Source organism: Xanthomonas sp. CFBP 7698 (assembly GCF_003600855.1).
GTDB classification, from domain to species: domain Bacteria; phylum Pseudomonadota; class Gammaproteobacteria; order Xanthomonadales; family Xanthomonadaceae; genus Xanthomonas; species Xanthomonas cannabis.
In genome coordinates, this window is record NZ_PRDN01000002.1 from 337,646 (window position 1) to 354,777 (window position 17,132).

Genomic DNA, 17,132 nt, shown 5'->3' on the forward strand with positions numbered 1-17,132 from the left:
TCACGCCCACAAGTCGGATCATTGCTTCCCAGGGGGCGCGGACACGGTCTTGATGCGCTGCCTGATGGCGCGCGAATGGGCGAAATCTCCGTTTGCTTCATACGCCTCGGCAAGGCTGTCCAGCGCATTACTGGACGCCGGGAATAGCAGCACGTTGAGCGCGAATATACGAATCGCCGCATCTGCGCCGAGATTGGACAGAACGGTGTAGCCCGTCGTGTTGACCACCGCCTCGAGTTGATTGAGGGGGATGCTCCCGTCGGCATGCAGTGCATCGGCCAATAACTGGGTGTCGTGATCGACAGGCGTCTGCAGGGCGAAGGAGATGAGCTTCTCCGACAAGGCTTCGGCGGGAAACGTCTGTGGCGCGATGGCAGCCATGATGCTATCGACCAACACCCGCGACCACACACCACGCGCGCTTCCATTGGTCAGGTAAACGATGGTGTAGCTATCGCCATCCAGGGCGTCGGCGTACAGCAGCCGCACCCTCACCCGTGCGCCGCCATCATGACCGACGTACCGATAGGCACCACTTGCGCCCACCTCCCAGCCGCCGGCAAACCAGCCGCGCTGTCCATTGGGCAGCAACTGCGGCTGCCAAATCTGTTGCAGGGTTGGCTTGCCGACTAACTTTCCACCTCGCATCGCTTCGATGAAGGTCGCCAGATCGTCGATGCTGGTGTACAGCTCGGCATGCCCGAGCGCGTAGTCGGGCCAGGCGATTTCCGGCTCATCTTGCAGCTTTCCCTCTCTGCCAACATAGGCCCTGACGACGCCATCTACTGGCAATCGGGAGCGCCCGAGAAGAGTGTGCGATAACGTCAACGGCGCGGTGATCCGCTCGGACACGATCTGCGGATACGGTTTGCGGTAATGGATCTGCAGCAGTTGCGAAAGCAGCAGATAGTTGGTGTTGGTATAGCGGGTGTTGCTGCCCGGCGAAAACAGCAGTGACTGGTTGCCCAGCGCAGCGAGAACCGCCTGCAGATTTTCCGGGAACGAGGCATTGCCTCCAGGCGAGCCGCTCACCTGCGCCTCGGTGAAGTACTCAGGCAAGCCGGAGGTGTGATCAAGTAGCTGCCGCACCGTGATCTTGCTCCAGCGCCTTGGCAGATCTGGCAGGTAGACGCGAGCGGGTCGGTCCAGGTCGATCTGCCCGGCTTCGACCAACTGCATGATCAAGGTGCTCACCAACAGCTTGCTCACCGAAAACGCAGGAAATATCTGCTCAGGTGTCACCGGCTGCCGGCTGTCGAGATCGGCCTGCCCATCGGCGCCGCGAAACAGCAGCTTGCCGTTGTGGGCGACATAGACGGCCTGCCCCACGATGCCATAGCGTTGCCGATTGAGCTGCATCTGCTGCGCCACTCGGTCGGCCAATGCATCGGCCGAAGCAAGGAATGGAAACAACAGCCCAAGACACAGCACGATCTGCGTGAGACGCCACATGGCTGGAGCTGTATATCGCAACTGGCGCCGGCGCTGGACGTCATGCAGACGCCCGTCACCGCGAGACCTCGCGAACCGGCCTTCGCGCCTGGCCCCATCCATGGGAGCGGAAGACTGAGGAAAACCCGTCGTGCAAGGCGTCGCTGCCATTGAACTGCTCCCGCTTGGAGAGCGTCAGTCTATGCGAGTCCCAGGCAAATCGTTGCCCCTACGCATGTACAACAGGCGCACCGCGGTCCTTGGCATGACCAGACCCTAGTCGGCTGCGCTCAGTGCCCACCAGCCGCCGCCGCGCCGCCGGCACCCGCACCGAACGGCGGCTTTGCCAGCCACAGGAAGAAGATGATCGCAAGGAAGGTCCAGCCGAGCAGGTAGAAGATGTCGTTGAAGCCCATCTGCGAGGCCTGGTGGTTGATCATGTTGTTGAGCGAGGCCGCGCCGCGTTGCAGGTCGCCCTGCCCCATTGCGGTGACCTGCTCCTGCATGCCCGGCGTGTAGACCGAGATGTGTTCGGTGATATGCGCGTGGTGCACCTGGGTGCGGCGTGCCCATAAATAGGTGGTCAACGATGCGGCGAAGCTGCCGCCCAGCGTGCGCAGAAATGTCGCCAGGCCGGAGCCCGCAGCAATCTCGCGCCCATCCAGATCCGACAGCAGGATCTGCAGCACCGGCATGAAGAACAACGCGACGCCCACGCCCATCACCAGCTGAATGGTCGCGACGTGGCCGAAGTCCACCTGCAGGTTGAAGTTGGAGCGGAAGAAGCTGGTGAACGACATGAAGACAAAGGCGATGGTCGCCAGCATGCGCAAGTCGAAACGCAGCGCGTACTTACCCACGAACGGCGTCATCAATACCGGCAGGATGCCGATCGGCGCGGTGGCCAGGCCAGCCCAGATCGCGGTGTAGCCCATGTCGCGTTGCAGCCATTGCGGGATCAGCAGGCTGACGCTGAAGAACGCCGCATATGCCACCACCATGGCCAGCGTGCCGGCGCGGAAGTTGCGATGCCGGAACAGCTTGAGGTCGACGATGGGGTCCTTGTCGGTGAGTTCCCAGATCACGAACACCACCAGCGCCACCGCAGCGACGCAGGCCAGCACCACGATCTTGTCGGACGAGAACCAGTCTTCGTCATTGCCCAGATCCAGCACCAGCTGCAGCGCGCCCACGCCGACCACCAGCAGGATCAGGCCGATGTAGTCCATGCGCGGCTTTTCGAGTTGCTCGGGGCGATTGCGCAACTGCGAGCCCACGATACTGCTGGCGATGATGCCCAGCGGCACGTTGATCAGGAAGATCCATTCCCAGCTGTAGTTGTCGGTGATCCAGCCACCCAGGATCGGGCCGGCGATCGGCGCCACCACGGTGATCATGGCCAGCAAGGCGAGTGCCTGCCCGCGTTTTTCGCGTGGGTAGATCGACACCAGCAGACTCTGGGTGATCGGGTACATCGGCCCGGCCACGAAGCCCTGCAGCGCACGCGACACCACCAGCATGCCCATGCTCTGCGCCAGGCCGCACAGCAGCGAGGCGATGGTGAAGGCCAGCGTGGACCACACGAACAATTTGGTCTCGCCAAACCGACGGCTCAGCCAGCCGGTGAGCGGCAAGGCGATCGCGGTGCTGACCGCGAACGAGGTGATGACCCAGGTGGCCTGCTGCGAACTGGCGCCGAGATTGCCAGCGATGGTCGGCAGCGAGACGTTGGCGATGGTGGTGTCCAGCACCTGCATGAACGAGGCCATGGCCAGGCCCACGGTGCACAGCGCCACGCTGGCCGGGCGAAAGCCGGCGGCGGGCGCCGGCGCCGCCGGGCCGCCGGGCGCGGTGGGAGCTTGCGAAGACATGGTGGCTCAGCCCGCCTTGGTGGCAGCCTGCGACGGCAGGTTGTCCTGAATGATGCGATGGATGTCGGCGTCGGCGGCCTGCAACTGCTGGGCATACACGTCGGTGGAGAACACCGCGCCGGTCGCAGGCTTGGTCGGCAGCACGCTGCCCTGCTGGTCGTGCAGATTGACTTCGACCTTCATCGACAGGCCGATGCGCAATGGATTGCCCGCCAGCTGCTTGCTGTCCACCGCAATGCGCACCGGCACGCGCTGCACGATCTTGATCCAGTTGCCGCTGGCGTTCTGCGCCGGCAACAGCGAGAACGCGCTGCCGGTGCCCAGGCCCAGGCTTTCGATGCGGCCGGTGTAATCCACGCCACCGCCGTACAGATCCGAGTGCAGCTCCACTTCCTGGCCCAGGCGCATGTGCTTGAGCTGGGTTTCCTTGAAGTTGGCTTCCACCCACACCTGCTGCAGCGGCACCACCGCCATCAACACGCTGCCGGGCTGCACGCGCTGGCCAACCTGCGCCGAACGCCGCGCGACATAACCGGACACCGGTGCCACCACGCCGGTACGTGCGTGGTTGAGATAGGCCTGGCGCACCTGCGCCGCAGCGGTCTGCACGTCCGGCTGGCTGGCCAGGTCGCTGTCGTCCACCAGCGCGCGATTACGCTCGAAGCTCTCGCGCGAGCCGCTCACCGCGGCCTCGGCAGCCGCCAGTTCTTCGCGGGCATGCGCCAGTTCTTCGTTGGAAATGGCACCGCTGGCGGCCAGATTCCTGCGGCGGGCAAAGTCGGCGCGGGCGCTGCGCAGCGTCACTTCGCGCGCAGACACTTCGGCCTGCGCACCTTCCACGCTGCGGTACAGACCGCGCACCTGGCGCACGGTCTTGGCCAGGTTGGCTTCGGCCTGCTGCAGCGCCACGGCGGTGTCGGCCGGGTCCAGCTGCACCAGCAACTGGCCGCGCTCCACGCGCATGCCGTCTTCGGCGCCGATGCTGACCACGGTGCCGCCCACCATCGGGGTGATCTGGACCTGGTTGCCCTGCACGTAGGCGTCGTCGGTGTCTTCGTGCCAACGGCCGACCAGGAAGTACCACGCCACCAGACCGATGATCGCCACGATCACCAGAATGGCCACGATGCGCAGCGCCGCACGGCGCTTGCTGGGCGCAGCCGGCGCGGGTTGGGAAGAAGTTGGAGTGTTCTGGCTCATCGTCGCTGTCTCAGGAATTCGGTTGTGCGGAGGTGGTCGCGGTGCGTGCGGTGTCGCGTGCGGGCTCCGGCGTGAATCCGCCGCCCAGCGCACGCTGCAACCTCACCGAGGCCAGGAGTTGTTGCGACTGCAGCCCGGCCATGCGCTGGCGTGCGACGAGCAACTGCTCCTGCACGCTGAGCACTTCCAGATAGCTGCCGATGCCGGCGCGGTAACGCTGCTGCGCCAACCCGAACGCGGCGTTGACCGTCTGCACGGCCTCGTCCTGCGCCTGCACGCGCTGCTGCAGCGAGCGCACCGCGTTGACCTGGTCGGCCACTTCGCGCAGCGCGGCAATCACCTTCTGGTTGTAATCGGCCACGGCCAGGTCGTACTGCGCATCGCTGCCCGCCAGATTGGCGCGCAGCTTGCCGCCGTCGAAGATCGGCAGGCTCAATGCCGGCGCCACCAGTCCGAACACCGAGCCGCTTTCCAGCAGCTTGCCGATATCCGGGTTGACCACCCCACCCAGCGCAGTGAGGTTGAGGCTGGGATAGAAGCGCGTCTTGGCCACCGCGATGTCCTTGTCGGCGGCCTCCACACGCCAGCGCGCGGCCACCACGTCGGGGCGACGACCCAGCAGATCGGCCGGCAGGTTGCCCGGCATCTGCATGGCGATCGATGCGGCGATAGCAGGCCGTGCGATGTCCAGCCCGCGATCCGGCCCCTGCCCGACCAACGCGGCCAGCGCAGTGCGGGCTTCGTCGATCTGCTGCTGCGCGGATTGCACCTGCTGCTGCGCGGCCGGCACGCGCGCCTGCGCCTGGCGCACCTGCAGCTCGCTATCGATGCCGGCGCTGCGGCGTTGCCGGGTCAGCTCCAGGGTCTTCTGCGCGCGGCCCAGCTCATCGTTGGCCACGTCGTGCAGGCTCCAGGCATAGGCAAGCTGCGCGTAGCCTTCGGCGATCGCTGCGGACAGGTTCAGGCGCGCGGCCTGTGCATCCACCTCGGCCGCATGTGCCTGATCCACCGCCGCTTCCCAGGCACTGCGCTTGCCGCCCCACAGATCCACGCCATAACGGAAATCCAGCACCACCTGCGCGCTACCGCCGTAACTGCCGCCCAGTTCTTCGCCGACCATCGATTCGGGCAACTGCAACCCGGTATAGCCGCCGGACACCGACAGGCTGGGGCCACGGTCGGCCTGGGCCGAACCGATGCGCGCCTGCGCCTGCCGCAGCCGCGCATCGGCTGCGGCAAGGCTGGGGCTGTGCTGCAGGCCTTCGGCAATCAGGGCATCCAGCTGCGCATCGCCCAGCGCGCGCCACCAGTCGCTGGCCGGCCATGCGGCGGAACTCAGCCCGGCCTGCGTCAGGGTGCGCTCGGCATGCACGTCGCCGGGCTGCAGCACGGTGCCTTGCGGCGCCAGGCCACGGCTGCTGGCACATGCCGCCAGCGCCAGGCTCAGCGCGGTGAGGACGAGCGGCCGCGCCAGGCGCATCGAGCGCGGGCGCAGCGTCTGGAGAAGGGAACTAGCAGCGTTCATGAGTTGAGTGCATCGCGGACACGGATGAGAAGAGAGGTGAGTTGCTCGCGCTCGGGCGCCGACAGGTCGCGCAGGCCGTGCTCGATGGCACGCTCGCCCCGCGCGCGCAGCCGCTCCCACAGCGCCAGGCCTTGGTCGGTCATGACGATCTGCAGCGCGCGGCGGTCCTGCGCATGCGGCTCGCGCCGCACCGCGCCCAGCGCTTCGAGCTTGTCGAGCAAGCGGGTGACCGCGCTCGGGGTCTGGTCAAGGGCCAGCGCCAACTCGTTGGCCGTGCAGGGCGAACGCACTGCCAGGACCTTCAGCCCCACGTAGTGGCTGAAGCCGAAGTCGGGCAGCTCGCCTTTCATCTCGGCGTCGAGTTGGCGCATCAGCGCGTCGCGCACCTGGCGCAATAGCAGGCCGAACGACGGCGAGGCGGTGGGCGGTAGGTCCATGCCAGACATTTTGTTCCGAAAAATATATTTGTCAACGCAAATATCTTATGCGGTATTAAACCGCGCGCAAGGATCGCCACGATACGCGCCGCGATTGCTGGCCCGGTAATACAATTGCGCCAATGACTGTCGAAAACCCGCCAACCACGGTCGATGCCCTGCCACCCGGCATCCGAGCCAGTTTCGAGTGGGCACATGGGCCGGTGCTGATCGCGTTCCTGGCCGACCTGCGTGCGGTGTGGGCGCCGGAAACCGCCTGGCATTCCCACGTGCGCGGCCAGCTGATGTTTGTCGAACAGGGGGTGCTGACCGTGCACACCGAACAGGGCACGCTGTCGCTGCCACCCGGCTGCGCCGGCTGGATGCCGCCCGGCCGGCAGCACACCGTGGAGCTGGCCGGGCCGATGCGCGGCTGGGGCGTGGTGGTGCGGCCCGATGCCTGCCATGCCCTGCCCGCACAGGGCGGCGTGATCCGCCTGACCGGGCTGGCACGCGAAGCGATCATGCGTGCCGCCAGCTGGCCGCTGGATCAGCCGCTGGACGCTGCCCAGCAACGGCTGGCCGCAGTGCTGCTGGACGAACTGTGCCAGGTGCAGATCGACCACCTGCACCTGCCCATGCCGGCCGACCGCCGGCTGCTGCGCATCGCCCGCCAGCTGCTCGACACCCCGGCCGACCCGCGCCCGCTCGAAGCCTGGGCCGACTGGGGCGGGCTATCGCCGCGCAGCCTGAGCCGGCATTTCCGTGCCGAGACCGGGCTGAGTTTTGCGCAATGGCGGCAGCAGGCGCGGCTGGCCGAAGGCCTGCGCCGGCTCAGCCAGGGCAGCCCGGTGGCGCAGGTGGCCGACCAGCTCGGCTACAGCAGTCCCAGCGCCTTCGTCAGTGTGTTCCACCGCCATTTCGGCGCCCCGCCCACCCGTTATCTGGCCGCCGGCCATGCGCGCGGCTTGGCATCCCCCGCCGCATCCGGATAATCGGCGCTCTTCGAGTCCGCGCCCTGGTGCGGGTTTCTCTTTCGCAGGACCTGGCTTTACATGACCGATCTGACCCGCCCTACCTTCCACGGCTTCGAACAGCTGCCGCTGCGCGAGTACGCCGAACGCGCCTATCTCGACTATTCGATGTACGTGGTGCTCGACCGCGCCCTGCCCTTCCTGGGCGATGGCCTGAAGCCGGTGCAGCGGCGCATCATCTTCGCCATGAGCGAGCTGGGCCTGAATGCCGCCGCCAAGCCGAAGAAATCCGCGCGCACCGTGGGCGATGTGATCGGTAAATACCACCCGCATGGCGACAGCGCCTGCTACGAGGCCCTGGTGCTGATGGCCCAGCCGTTCTCGTACCGTTACCCGCTGATCGAAGGCCAGGGCAACTTCGGCTCGACCGACGACCCCAAGTCGTTCGCGGCGATGCGCTACACCGAATCCAAGCTGACCCCGATCGCCGAGGTGCTGCTGGGCGAAATCAGCCAGGGCACCACTGATTGGGCAGCCAACTTCGACGGCACCCTGGAAGAACCCACCTGGCTGCCGGCCCGCCTGCCGCACCTGCTGCTCAATGGCACCACCGGCATCGCCGTCGGCATGGCCACCGACGTGCCGCCGCACAACCTCAACGAGATCGTGAGCGCGCTGCTGCGCCTGCTCGACGACCCCGATGCCACGGTCGCCGACTTGTGCGAGCACGTGCTGGGCCCGGACTACCCGACCACCGCCGAGATCATCACCCCGGCTGCGGATCTGCGGAACATCTACGAGACCGGCCACGGCAGCGTGCGCGCACGTGCCACCTACAAGAAAGAACACGCCAACATCGTCATCGACGCGCTGCCGTACCAGGTGTCGCCGTCCAAGGTGATCGAACAGATCGCCCAGCAGATGCGCGCCAAGAAGCTGCCATGGCTGGAGGACATCCGCGACGAATCCGACCACACCAGTCCGGTGCGGGTGGTGCTGGTGCCGCGCTCCAACCGCGTGGATGCCGAACAGCTGATGGGCCACCTGTTCGTCACCACCGATCTGGAACGCAGCTACCGCGTCAACCTCAACGTGATCGGCCTGGATGGCCGTCCGCAGGTCAAGAACCTCAAGCACCTGCTGAGCGAATGGCTGACCTTCCGCAGCGACACGGTCACCCGCCGCCTCAACCATCGCCTGCAAAAGGTCGAGCGCCGTCTGCACCTGTTGGAAGGCCTGTTGATCGCCTTCCTCAACCTGGACGAAGTGATCCGCATCGTCCGCAGCGAAGACGAACCCAAGCCGGTGCTGATCGCGCGCTTCGCGCTAAGCGAGGAACAGGCCGAATACATCCTGGAAACCAAGCTGCGCCAGCTGGCGCGCCTGGAAGAAATGAAGATCCGCGGTGAGCAGGAAGCCCTCGCCAAGGAACGCGCGCAGATCATGGCCATCCTGGACAGCAAGCCCAAGCTGAAGAAGCTGATCAAGGACGAACTCACTGCCGATGCCAAGAAGTTCGGCGATGCGCGCCGTTCGCCGCTGGTGCAGCGCGGCGCCGCGCAGGCCATCGACGAAACCGAGATGGTCGCCAGCGAACCGATGACCGTGGTGCTGTCGGAAAAGGGCTGGGTGCGTGCCGCCAAGGGCCACGAGGTCGATCCGGCCGGCATGTCGTATCGCGAAGGCGATGGCCTGCGGGCGGCGGTGCGCAGCCGCAGCACCCACCAGGTGGCGTTCCTGGATTCCGATGGCCGCGCCTATTCCACCGCCGTGCACACCCTGCCCTCCGCGCGTGGCAATGGCGAACCGCTGACCGGGCGCTTCTCGCCGGCCTCCGGCGCCGCGTTCCAGGTCATGGCCAGTGCGGACAACGCCACCCGCTTCGTGCTGGCGTCCTCGCACGGCTACGGTTTCGTCACCCGCTTCGAAAACCTCACCGGCCGCAACAAGGCCGGCAAGGCGATGCTCAACCTCACCGCCGGCTCGCACGTGCTGACGCCGGCGCAGGTGAGCAACCCGCAGACCGACCGGATTGTCGCGGTGACCAGCGCCGGCAACCTGCTGGCGGTGCCGGCGACCGAGGTGCCCGAGCTGGACAAGGGCAAGGGCAACAAGATCATCGAGATCCCCAAGGCCAAGCTCGGTACCGAGCGTGTAGTGGCGGTGGTGGCGGTCGCTCCGGGCAATACCCTGCTGGTACGCAGCGGCGCCCGCACCATGAGCCTGTCGTTCAAGGATCTGGACACGTATGTGGGCGCGCGTGCTAGTCGTGGGTCCTTGTTGCCGCGTGGGTGGCAGAAAGTGGATGGGCTGGAAGTGCAGTAAAGGGGGTTCACCCATCCGGCGCGCAGCGGCGCGGCTGGAACTGCGGTCGCCTTAGGCGACCGAGGCGCGGGCTGGAAGTGCAGTAACGCGGCTTCGCCATATGCCTGCGCGGCGGTGCGATCAGCACCGCCGCGTTGGCTGATCGAGCTGCGTCAGCTGTAGTGCCAACGCTGATCGACATATCAATCGAGCGGCGCGCGCTGGCGCGACGACCGCTGCGCATGCCGCGCAAGGACACGACGCCTCCATGGACACAGATTTCTGGTTGCAACGCTGGCAGCACGGACAGATCGGCTTCCACCAGCAGGAGGTCATGCCCCTGCTGCGCAAGCACTGGCCCAAGCTGCAGGTGCCCACCGACACCCGCGTACTGGTGCCGCTATGCGGCAAGACGATGGACATGCACTGGCTGGCCGCACAAGGCCATCGGGTGCTGGGCGTGGAATTGTCGCCGCTGGCAGTCGTGCAGTTTTTCGACGAAGCCGGCCTGCAACCGCAGCGTCGCATCAGCGCTGCAGGCGAGCATTTCGTCGCCGGTCCCATCGAGATCATTTGCGGCGATGCATTTGCCCTGGAGGCGAGCCTGCTCGCCGACTGCGGGGCGGTGTACGACCGCGCAGCGCTGGTCGCGTTACCGGAGGACCTGCGTCAACGCTATCTGGATACGACGTACGCGCGCCTGCCGGCAGACTGCCGCGGCCTGCTGATCACGCTGGAGTATCCGCAAGCCGAGAAAGCCGGCCCGCCGTTTTCGGTGGACGCCGCGCAGGTACACGCGTTGCTGGACACCAACTGGCAGGTGGAAGTGCTGGAACGGCGCGACATCCTCGCTCAGGAGCCGCGCTTTCGCGCCGATGGGGTCACCGCACTGTCCACCGCCGTCTATCGCCTGCAACGCGGCTGATGGCGGCCGGCCAGGCACGCGCCTGGCCGCATCACACGCTGGCTGCTGCGCGCGGCCTTGCACCGCGCGTTCCTGCAGCCGTGGCCATCAACCGGCCACAGGGCCCTTGTCGATCTTCGAGGTCTGGTACAACTCCAGGCCGATCCGCTTGATCAGGCCGAGCTGCTGTTCCAGCCACCAGGCATGGTCTTCTTCGGTGTCCTGCAGCTGCTTGAGCAGCACGTCGCGGCTGACATAGTCGCCGTGCTCTTCGCACAGCTTCATGCCGGCAGCCAATGCTGCGCGCACTTCGTATTCGACGACCAGATCGCGCTCGAGCATTTCCACCACCGTCTTGCCCGGCGCAAACTCGGCCGGTCGCATGTCCGGGTCGCCTTCCAGGAACAGGATGCGCCGCAGCAACGCATCGGCGTGCTCGGTTTCCTCTTCCATTTCATGATTGATGCGCTCGTACAGCGCCATCAGGCCCTGATCCTCGTAGCGGCGCGAGTGCAGGAAATACTGGTCGCGTGCCGCCAGTTCGCCGCGTAGCAGCTGTTTGAGGTATTCGACGACTTCGGGATGGCCTTTCATGCTGTGCTCCAGTGACGCAATGCGCGCATGGTGCCCTAAGCCGGCGGGCAATGATCTAATCGGAATCACTTTCAGTTGCGCTTGCGGCCAGACCCATAGCAGTCATGCGCCGCAGGCACACTCGACAGTGGCGACCAGATGGACGGTGCATGCCGCAAGACGGGCGCGGCCGGCCTGCAGATCGGCGATCCCCACGCTGCGCAGCCCGCCGCCACCGCATCGCGGCCTGTCAGCAATCCACACTCAGGGACATGAAAATGCGCAAATGGCTGGGCCGGCTGACACTGGCAATCGTGGTGCTGGCCCTGGCAGCCGGCGTGGCCCTGTATCTGCTGCTGCGCGGCAGCCTGCCACAGCTGGATGGCAACACCGCTCTGGCCGGGCTGCACGCGCCAGTGCGCGTCCAGCGCGACCGGAACGGCGTGGTCACGCTGGATGCGGCCAGCCAGATCGATGCGATGCGCGCACTCGGCTACGTGCATGCTCAGGAGCGCTATTTCGAGATGGACCTGATGCGCCGTGCGCCCGCCGGCGAGCTGTCGGAGTTGTTCGGCGCCAAGGCGGTGGACCTGGACAAGCGCAACCGCGTCCACCGGCTGCGCGCACGCGTGCAGGCCAGCCTGCAGATTGCAGCCGGCAGCGAGCGTGCCGCGCTGCAGGCATATACCGACGGTGTGAACGCGGGGCTGGCCGCGCTGCCGGTGCGCCCCTGGCCGTACCTGCTGCTGCGCCAGACGCCGCGTGCCTGGACCCTGGAAGATTCGATCCTGACCGGCATGGCGATGTACGCCGACCTGCAGGACAGCGACAACCAGACCGAACTGGCCGCCGCGCGTCTGCGCGCGGTGGTGCCACCGGCACTGGCGGCCTTGCTCGATCACCAGGGTTCCAGCTGGGATGCGCCGCTGTCCGGCCCCGCACAGGGCGATGCGGTGCTGCCGGATGCCGCGACGCTGGATCTGCGCCGCCCGCCGCATCCACCCGCCGCACCGCAGGCCGAGCAGCCCACCCCGGGCAGCAACAATTTTGCAGTGGATGGCCGCCTGACCGCCGACGGCCGCGCCATCGTGGCCGACGACATGCACCTGGGCCTGCGCGCGCCCAACATCTGGTTCCGCGCGCGGCTGCGCTACTCCGACACGGCCGCAGCCGATGGCAAGGTGGATGTCACCGGCTTCACCCTGCCCGGTCTGCCGGCGGTGGTGGTCGGCAGCAATGGCCACGTGGCCTGGGCCTTCACCAACAGCTACATCGACACCGCCGACTTCGCGCGTATCGCACCGGCGACGCCGGATCACCCGCAGGCACTGACGACGCATGTCGAAACGATCCGCGTCGCCGGCGCGGCACCGGTGCGCTTTGAGGTGCGCGAAGCGGCATGGGGGCCGATCCTGCACGAAAATGCAGACGGCAGCGTGCTGGCGCTGCGCTGGGCCGCGCAGTTGCCCGGCGCCATCCGCCTGGACTTTGCGCAGATGAGCCGCGCACGCGACCTGCAGGACGCCTTCGCGGTAGCGGACCGCTCCGGCATTCCCGCGCAGAACCTGGTGGTCGCCGACCGTAGCGGGCGCATCGGCTGGCGACTGATCGGCGCGCGCCCTGCACGCAACCCCGGCTGCAGCCCGACCGGCATCGCCGACCTTGCAGCCTCGCCACAGACCGCCGCGCCAGCGCCGGCCACCACGCCGCCGGCCGCTTGCACACCGTGGCCGCTGCGCAGCGACGCAGCGCCCGCGCTGATCGACCCGCCCTCGCATCGGCTCTGGACCGCCAACAGCCGGGTTGTCGACGCGCAGCAACTGGCCACGCTGGGCAATGCCGGCTACGACCTGGGCGCACGTGCCCAGCAGATCCGCGACGCCCTGTTCGCCAGGCAGCGCTTCACCGAGCGCGATCTGCTGGCGATCCAGCTGGACGATCGCGCGGTGTTGCTGACACGGTGGTGGCAGGTGCTACGCGGCGTGGTCGCACACAGCAACGACCCGGCCTTGCAGCAAATCGAAGTCGCAACGCGGCGGTGGAGTGGCCATGCCTCCACCGATTCGGCCAGCTACCGCATCGTGCGCGAGTTCCGCAGCAACACCATCGCTGCGGTGGAAGCCGGCCTGCTTGCCCCCGGGAAAGCTGCGCTTGGCAATGACTTTCTGCCGCCGCGTCGCGCGCAACTGGAAGGCGTCGTGTGGCCGCTTCTGCAACAGCGCCCGGCGCATCTGCTGCCACCAAGCTACGCCAGTTGGGACCAGTTGCTTGGCGACGCCGCCCGTAGCGCGCAGCGTGAACTGGCCGCACAGGCAGCGCCCGGCGAACCACTGGGCAAGCGCACCTGGGGCGAGCGCAACACCGCTGCCATCTGCCATCCAATCGCCCGCGCGTTGCCGGCGCTGGCCAGCCGCTGGCTGTGCATGCCACCGGACCAGCTGCCGGGCGACCGCGACATGCCACGCGTGCAAGGCCCGGCTTTCGGCGCCTCCGAGCGCATGGTGGTCTCTCCCGGGCACGAACAGGACGGCATCGTACACATGCCCGGCGGCCAGAGCGGCCACCCGCTGTCACCGTTCTGGGGCGCGGGCCACGACGATTGGGTTCATGGACGACCCACACCTTTTCTGCCCACTGCCACGCGCTACACGCTGCAATTGCATCCGCAGTAAAAGCGCTGCAACGCTGCTGCATAGCGGCTACGGAAAAAGAACAAGAACCATCGGGTATCGCCGCCATGCGGAAGCCCCTCTCCCGTCGGGAGAGGGGTTGGGGTGAGGGTACGGGCTTCATCCCTATGGATCAGCCAGAGCTGAGGCGAGTCCCGCAACCGGCACCATCCCGCGGCACCGCACCCTCATCCGCCCTTCGGGCACCTTCTCCCGGTGGGAGAAGGGACTGCGGGCATGGCCGCCATGTTCTGAAGCCGCTCCCCCGGCGAGGCGATGAGGCATTGCTTGCGCGCACAGGCGCGTGCCTGGAGCTCCCGCGCCGCGAGCGCGGACCGGGGCGCGGAGCGGGGGTTGGGGTGAGGGTACGGCGCATTACGCAATGCCGCACGCCGTTGGCTGCAATGCCCCTTGCATCGAGAGCGCTCAAACGCACACGAGCAGAACAATCGCAACACCTCACCGCGCTGCAAAGCCCCGCTCCCGTCGGGAGAGGGGTTGGGGTGAGGGTACGGCGCGTCAAGCAATGCTGCAGAGCAATCGACGCCGCTGTTAGTGCGTCACTCAACGTGCTCGTGCAGACGCAACGACACGTGGCTTCGCACGCGCCCTCATCCACCCTTCGGGCACCTTCTCCCCCATGAAAGAGGACAACGTCCCGGCGGGAGAAGGAAGGCTATGCCCTCGACCTTAAGGTCCTCATGTCCTCGTGCCGTCATGCCTTGTGCTCTCTGCTTTCTGTCTCCTCCCTTACGTCTTCTGCCTTCTGCCTTCTGCCTTCTGTCTTCTGCCTTCTGTCTTCTGTCTTCTGCCTTCTGCCTTCGCAGCTCGCAGCTCGCATCTCGCGTGACTGCATCCGCACACGCACACAAGCAAATCACACAACCACGCCCACACATTTCGCCCCTCCGCAGCGACCTCTGCAATTGGCCAATCACATCGTGCTAAGATGCATTTGATAACCATTCCCATTAGTGACCAATGCGCCCCACGCTCCTTGTCACCGCGCTCACCGCTGCGCTCGCCCTGCCTGCCCTGCCTGCTTTCGCTCAACACAGCACCCCTCCGGCCTTGACCGAGCTGGATGGCGTGAATGTCGTCGGCCGCGCGCAGACCCTCTACAAATCCGACGATGCCGCCGTGGCCACGCGGACCGACACGCCGCTGGCACTGGTGCCGCAATCGGTGCAGGTCTTGCCGCGCGAGTTGATCGACGACCAGGCCGCGCGTCAGATCACCGATTTGTATCGCAGCATCAGCGGCATCAGTTTCTTCAGCTATGCCGGCGTGACCTTGCGCGGTTTCCGCCAGGAAAACGTGCTCTACGACGGACTGCGCGGCGACCCGTACGCCGGCTTCTCGGTGCCGCAGCTGTTCAACATCGAACGCGTGGAGGTGCTCAAGGGTCCGGCGGGTGCGCTGTATGGCGGCGGCGAGCCGGGCGGCGTCATCAACTATGTCACCCGCAAGCCGGCGCATCAGGCACAGCGCCGGATCGAGTTGCAGGTGGGCAATCAGTCCTTCGGCGCGGCCTCGTTCGAAGCCACCGGCCCCGCGCGCGCGGACGGCCGCATCCGCTACCGCGTCGGCGCCTATGCCGATGGCGAGGACGGCTTTCGCTGGAACACCGACAGTCAAAGCCAGATCGGCGATGCGTCGGTGGCCTTCGATATCGGCGACACCGGCGAGCTCACCCTGCAGTACACCGACATCACCCAGAACCTGGGCGGCAACCGCCTGCGCGGGGTGCCGGTGGATGACGACGGCAACTTCCTCACCGACCGCCGCTGGAACCACAACGAGCCCACCGACTTTCTCGACATGCGCGCCAAGGTGGCGTTCGCGCAGTACCGGTTTGCGCCGTCCAGCGCGTGGGACGTGGACATGGCGGTGCGCTGGTTCAAGAACGACGAACATCAGATCTATCACGAGCCGATGGGCCTGATCGACCGCGATCGCGACGGTACGGCCGAGTGGATGACGCGCCAGTTGCGCAACCAGTATCGCGACAACGATGCGATTTCCAGCAACGTCAACGCGGTGTTCCGCACCAGCACCGGCGCGATCGAGCACAAGCTGCTGATGGGCGCCGATTACTACCGTCTGGATGCCGATTTCCGTGCACAGACCGCCAACACCGCCGATACCGGGCGCGTGCGCGGGCCGGTGCCGGGTATCGATCTGTTCAACCCGGTGTACGGGCGCAGCGGCTTCTATGACTACGGGCTGGACACACTGCCCTGGCGCGCCACCAGCACGCGCAGCCAGCGTTATGGCGCGTATCTGCAGGACGAACTCACGCTGACGCCGCGCTGGCATGCAATGGCCGGCGTGCGCTGGGACGGCTTCAAGGACGACAACCTGCTGGACGATTCGCGCGTCACCGGCAACGACCTCAGCTGGCGCGTGGGCAGCACCGTCGTGCTGCGCGATGGCGTCAATGCCTACGCCAGTTATGCCAGCGGTTTCCTGCCGCAGGATGCGGCCAATCAGGATGCCAGCGTGGGCGGGCCATTCGATCCGGAACGCAGCACGCAGTGGGAGCTTGGCCTGAAAACCGCGCTCAACGATGGTGGGTTGACCCTCAACACCGCGCTGTATCGCATCGAACGCAGCAACATCGTGCAGGCCAATGGAGCCGTCGTCGATGGAGTCAATCAGCTGTCCGCGCTGGGACTGGTGCGCAGCGAAGGGCTGGAGGTGGATCTGCTGGCCGACCTCACCGAGCGCTGGGTGCTCAACCTCACCTATGCGTACAACGATGCACGCGTGCTGGACGCGGGGACCAATGGCATCACCAATGCCTCCGGCGATCGCTTCGCCAACGCACCACGCAACACCTTCGGGCTATGGACCCGCTACGACCTGCCGGCATGGCGCTCGGCGGTCGCGTTCGGCGCCGACTACGTGGGCGAGCGGGTCAGCCTCGAAGGCCAGCGGGTCAAACCGTACGCCATCTACGACATCAGCTGGCAGACGCAGTGGGACGCATGGAAGCTGCAGATCAACGTCAAGAACCTGTTCGACAAGGTGTACGCGGTGAGCGGTTTCAATGCGCGCGGCGGCCACTTCCCGGGCGAGCCGCGACGCATCTACGCGCAACTGGCCTACAGCTTCTGATCGCCGCTTGCAGTGGTGCGCACTCCTGCATGCATGCGGAGTGCAGAGTGCGGATCCTGTAATTCAGCTCGTGCCATCGCCATCGCTGCCACGCGTCTGCGTGTGGCGATGGCAACTGTGCAACAACGCACGGTTGCGGCGGTGG

At 66.4% G+C, this 17,132-nt stretch carries 11 protein-coding genes; 5 read left to right on the forward strand and 6 right to left on the reverse strand.

The features are described from left to right. Positions 1 to 18: 18 nt before the first annotated feature. The 5 genes from XnspCFBP7698_RS09330 to XnspCFBP7698_RS09350 all read right to left on the reverse strand — a co-directional run bounded on the left by XnspCFBP7698_RS09330 (position 19) and on the right by XnspCFBP7698_RS09350 (position 6,464). A complete protein-coding gene (locus tag XnspCFBP7698_RS09330; RefSeq protein ID WP_233548952.1) occupies positions 19 to 1,452 on the reverse strand; it encodes a serine hydrolase domain-containing protein in 1,434 nt (477 codons plus the stop codon). Between the two features lie 269 nt (positions 1,453 to 1,721). Next, the gene (locus XnspCFBP7698_RS09335; RefSeq protein ID WP_047693582.1) at positions 1,722 to 3,302 is read right to left on the reverse strand and encodes a DHA2 family efflux MFS transporter permease subunit; all 1,581 of its coding nucleotides are present in this window, start codon (positions 3,300 to 3,302) and stop codon (positions 1,722 to 1,724) included. 6 nt (positions 3,303 to 3,308) lie between these two features. Further along, entirely contained in the window at positions 3,309 to 4,502 is a 1,194-nt protein-coding gene (locus XnspCFBP7698_RS09340) for an efflux RND transporter periplasmic adaptor subunit (RefSeq protein WP_104579987.1), read from the reverse strand. Between the two features lie 10 nt (positions 4,503 to 4,512). After that, positions 4,513 to 6,027 (reverse strand): AdeC/AdeK/OprM family multidrug efflux complex outer membrane factor, encoded by a 1,515-nt coding sequence (locus XnspCFBP7698_RS09345; RefSeq protein WP_104579988.1) that lies wholly within the window; start codon positions 6,025 to 6,027, stop codon positions 4,513 to 4,515. Further along, the gene (locus XnspCFBP7698_RS09350; RefSeq protein WP_039410307.1) at positions 6,024 to 6,464 is read right to left on the reverse strand and encodes a MarR family transcriptional regulator; all 441 of its coding nucleotides are present in this window, start codon (positions 6,462 to 6,464) and stop codon (positions 6,024 to 6,026) included. Before XnspCFBP7698_RS09350 ends, XnspCFBP7698_RS09345 begins: the two co-directional genes overlap by 4 nt. A 122-nt stretch (positions 6,465 to 6,586) precedes the next feature. On the opposite strand from XnspCFBP7698_RS09350, the gene XnspCFBP7698_RS09355 reads away from it, so the two are divergent. The 3 genes from XnspCFBP7698_RS09355 (at position 6,587) to XnspCFBP7698_RS09365 (ending at position 10,646) form a co-directional block, all read left to right on the forward strand. Further along, a complete protein-coding gene (locus XnspCFBP7698_RS09355) occupies positions 6,587 to 7,438 on the forward strand; it encodes a helix-turn-helix transcriptional regulator (RefSeq protein ID WP_104579989.1) in 852 nt (283 codons plus the stop codon). A gap of 60 nt (positions 7,439 to 7,498) precedes the next feature. Next, positions 7,499 to 9,742: a DNA topoisomerase IV subunit A gene (gene parC, locus XnspCFBP7698_RS09360; RefSeq protein WP_047693589.1), complete on the forward strand. Its 2,244-nt coding sequence runs from the start codon at positions 7,499 to 7,501 to the stop codon at positions 9,740 to 9,742. A 247-nt stretch (positions 9,743 to 9,989) separates the two neighbouring features. After that, positions 9,990 to 10,646: a thiopurine S-methyltransferase gene (locus tag XnspCFBP7698_RS09365; protein WP_104579990.1), complete on the forward strand. Its 657-nt coding sequence runs from the start codon at positions 9,990 to 9,992 to the stop codon at positions 10,644 to 10,646. Between the two features lie 87 nt (positions 10,647 to 10,733). Here XnspCFBP7698_RS09365 and bfr read toward each other — a convergent pair whose 3' ends face one another. Further along, positions 10,734 to 11,219, reverse strand: a complete 486-nt coding sequence (gene bfr / locus XnspCFBP7698_RS09370; protein WP_068838502.1) for a bacterioferritin — start codon at positions 11,217 to 11,219, stop codon at positions 10,734 to 10,736. Positions 11,220 to 11,476: 257 nt separating this feature from the next. On the opposite strand from bfr, the gene XnspCFBP7698_RS09375 reads away from it, so the two are divergent. Further along, positions 11,477 to 13,870 (forward strand): penicillin acylase family protein, encoded by a 2,394-nt coding sequence (locus XnspCFBP7698_RS09375; protein ID WP_104580157.1) that lies wholly within the window; start codon positions 11,477 to 11,479, stop codon positions 13,868 to 13,870. A 978-nt stretch (positions 13,871 to 14,848) separates the two neighbouring features. After that, the gene (locus XnspCFBP7698_RS09380; protein WP_047693597.1) at positions 14,849 to 16,987 is read left to right on the forward strand and encodes a TonB-dependent receptor; all 2,139 of its coding nucleotides are present in this window, start codon (positions 14,849 to 14,851) and stop codon (positions 16,985 to 16,987) included. The last annotated feature ends 145 nt before the right edge of the window (positions 16,988 to 17,132 follow it).

Bases quoted from the DNA above. Each gene is read 5' to 3' on its own strand.
- XnspCFBP7698_RS09330 (WP_233548952.1), bottom strand. From the start codon at position 1,452: ATGTGGCGTCTCACGCAGATCGTGCTGTGTCTTGGGCTGTTGTTTCCA.
- XnspCFBP7698_RS09335 (WP_047693582.1), bottom strand. From the start codon at position 3,302: ATGTCTTCGCAAGCTCCCACCGCGCCCGGCGGCCCGGCGGCGCCGGCG.
- XnspCFBP7698_RS09340 (WP_104579987.1), bottom strand. From the start codon at position 4,502: ATGAGCCAGAACACTCCAACTTCTTCCCAACCCGCGCCGGCTGCGCCC.
- XnspCFBP7698_RS09345 (WP_104579988.1), bottom strand. From the start codon at position 6,027: ATGAACGCTGCTAGTTCCCTTCTCCAGACGCTGCGCCCGCGCTCGATG.
- XnspCFBP7698_RS09350 (WP_039410307.1), bottom strand. From the start codon at position 6,464: ATGGACCTACCGCCCACCGCCTCGCCGTCGTTCGGCCTGCTATTGCGC.
- XnspCFBP7698_RS09355 (WP_104579989.1), top strand. From the start codon at position 6,587: ATGACTGTCGAAAACCCGCCAACCACGGTCGATGCCCTGCCACCCGGC.
- parC (WP_047693589.1), top strand. From the start codon at position 7,499: ATGACCGATCTGACCCGCCCTACCTTCCACGGCTTCGAACAGCTGCCG.
- XnspCFBP7698_RS09365 (WP_104579990.1), top strand. From the start codon at position 9,990: ATGGACACAGATTTCTGGTTGCAACGCTGGCAGCACGGACAGATCGGC.
- bfr (WP_068838502.1), bottom strand. From the start codon at position 11,219: ATGAAAGGCCATCCCGAAGTCGTCGAATACCTCAAACAGCTGCTACGC.
- XnspCFBP7698_RS09375 (WP_104580157.1), top strand. From the start codon at position 11,477: ATGCGCAAATGGCTGGGCCGGCTGACACTGGCAATCGTGGTGCTGGCC.
- XnspCFBP7698_RS09380 (WP_047693597.1), top strand. From the start codon at position 14,849: ATGCGCCCCACGCTCCTTGTCACCGCGCTCACCGCTGCGCTCGCCCTG.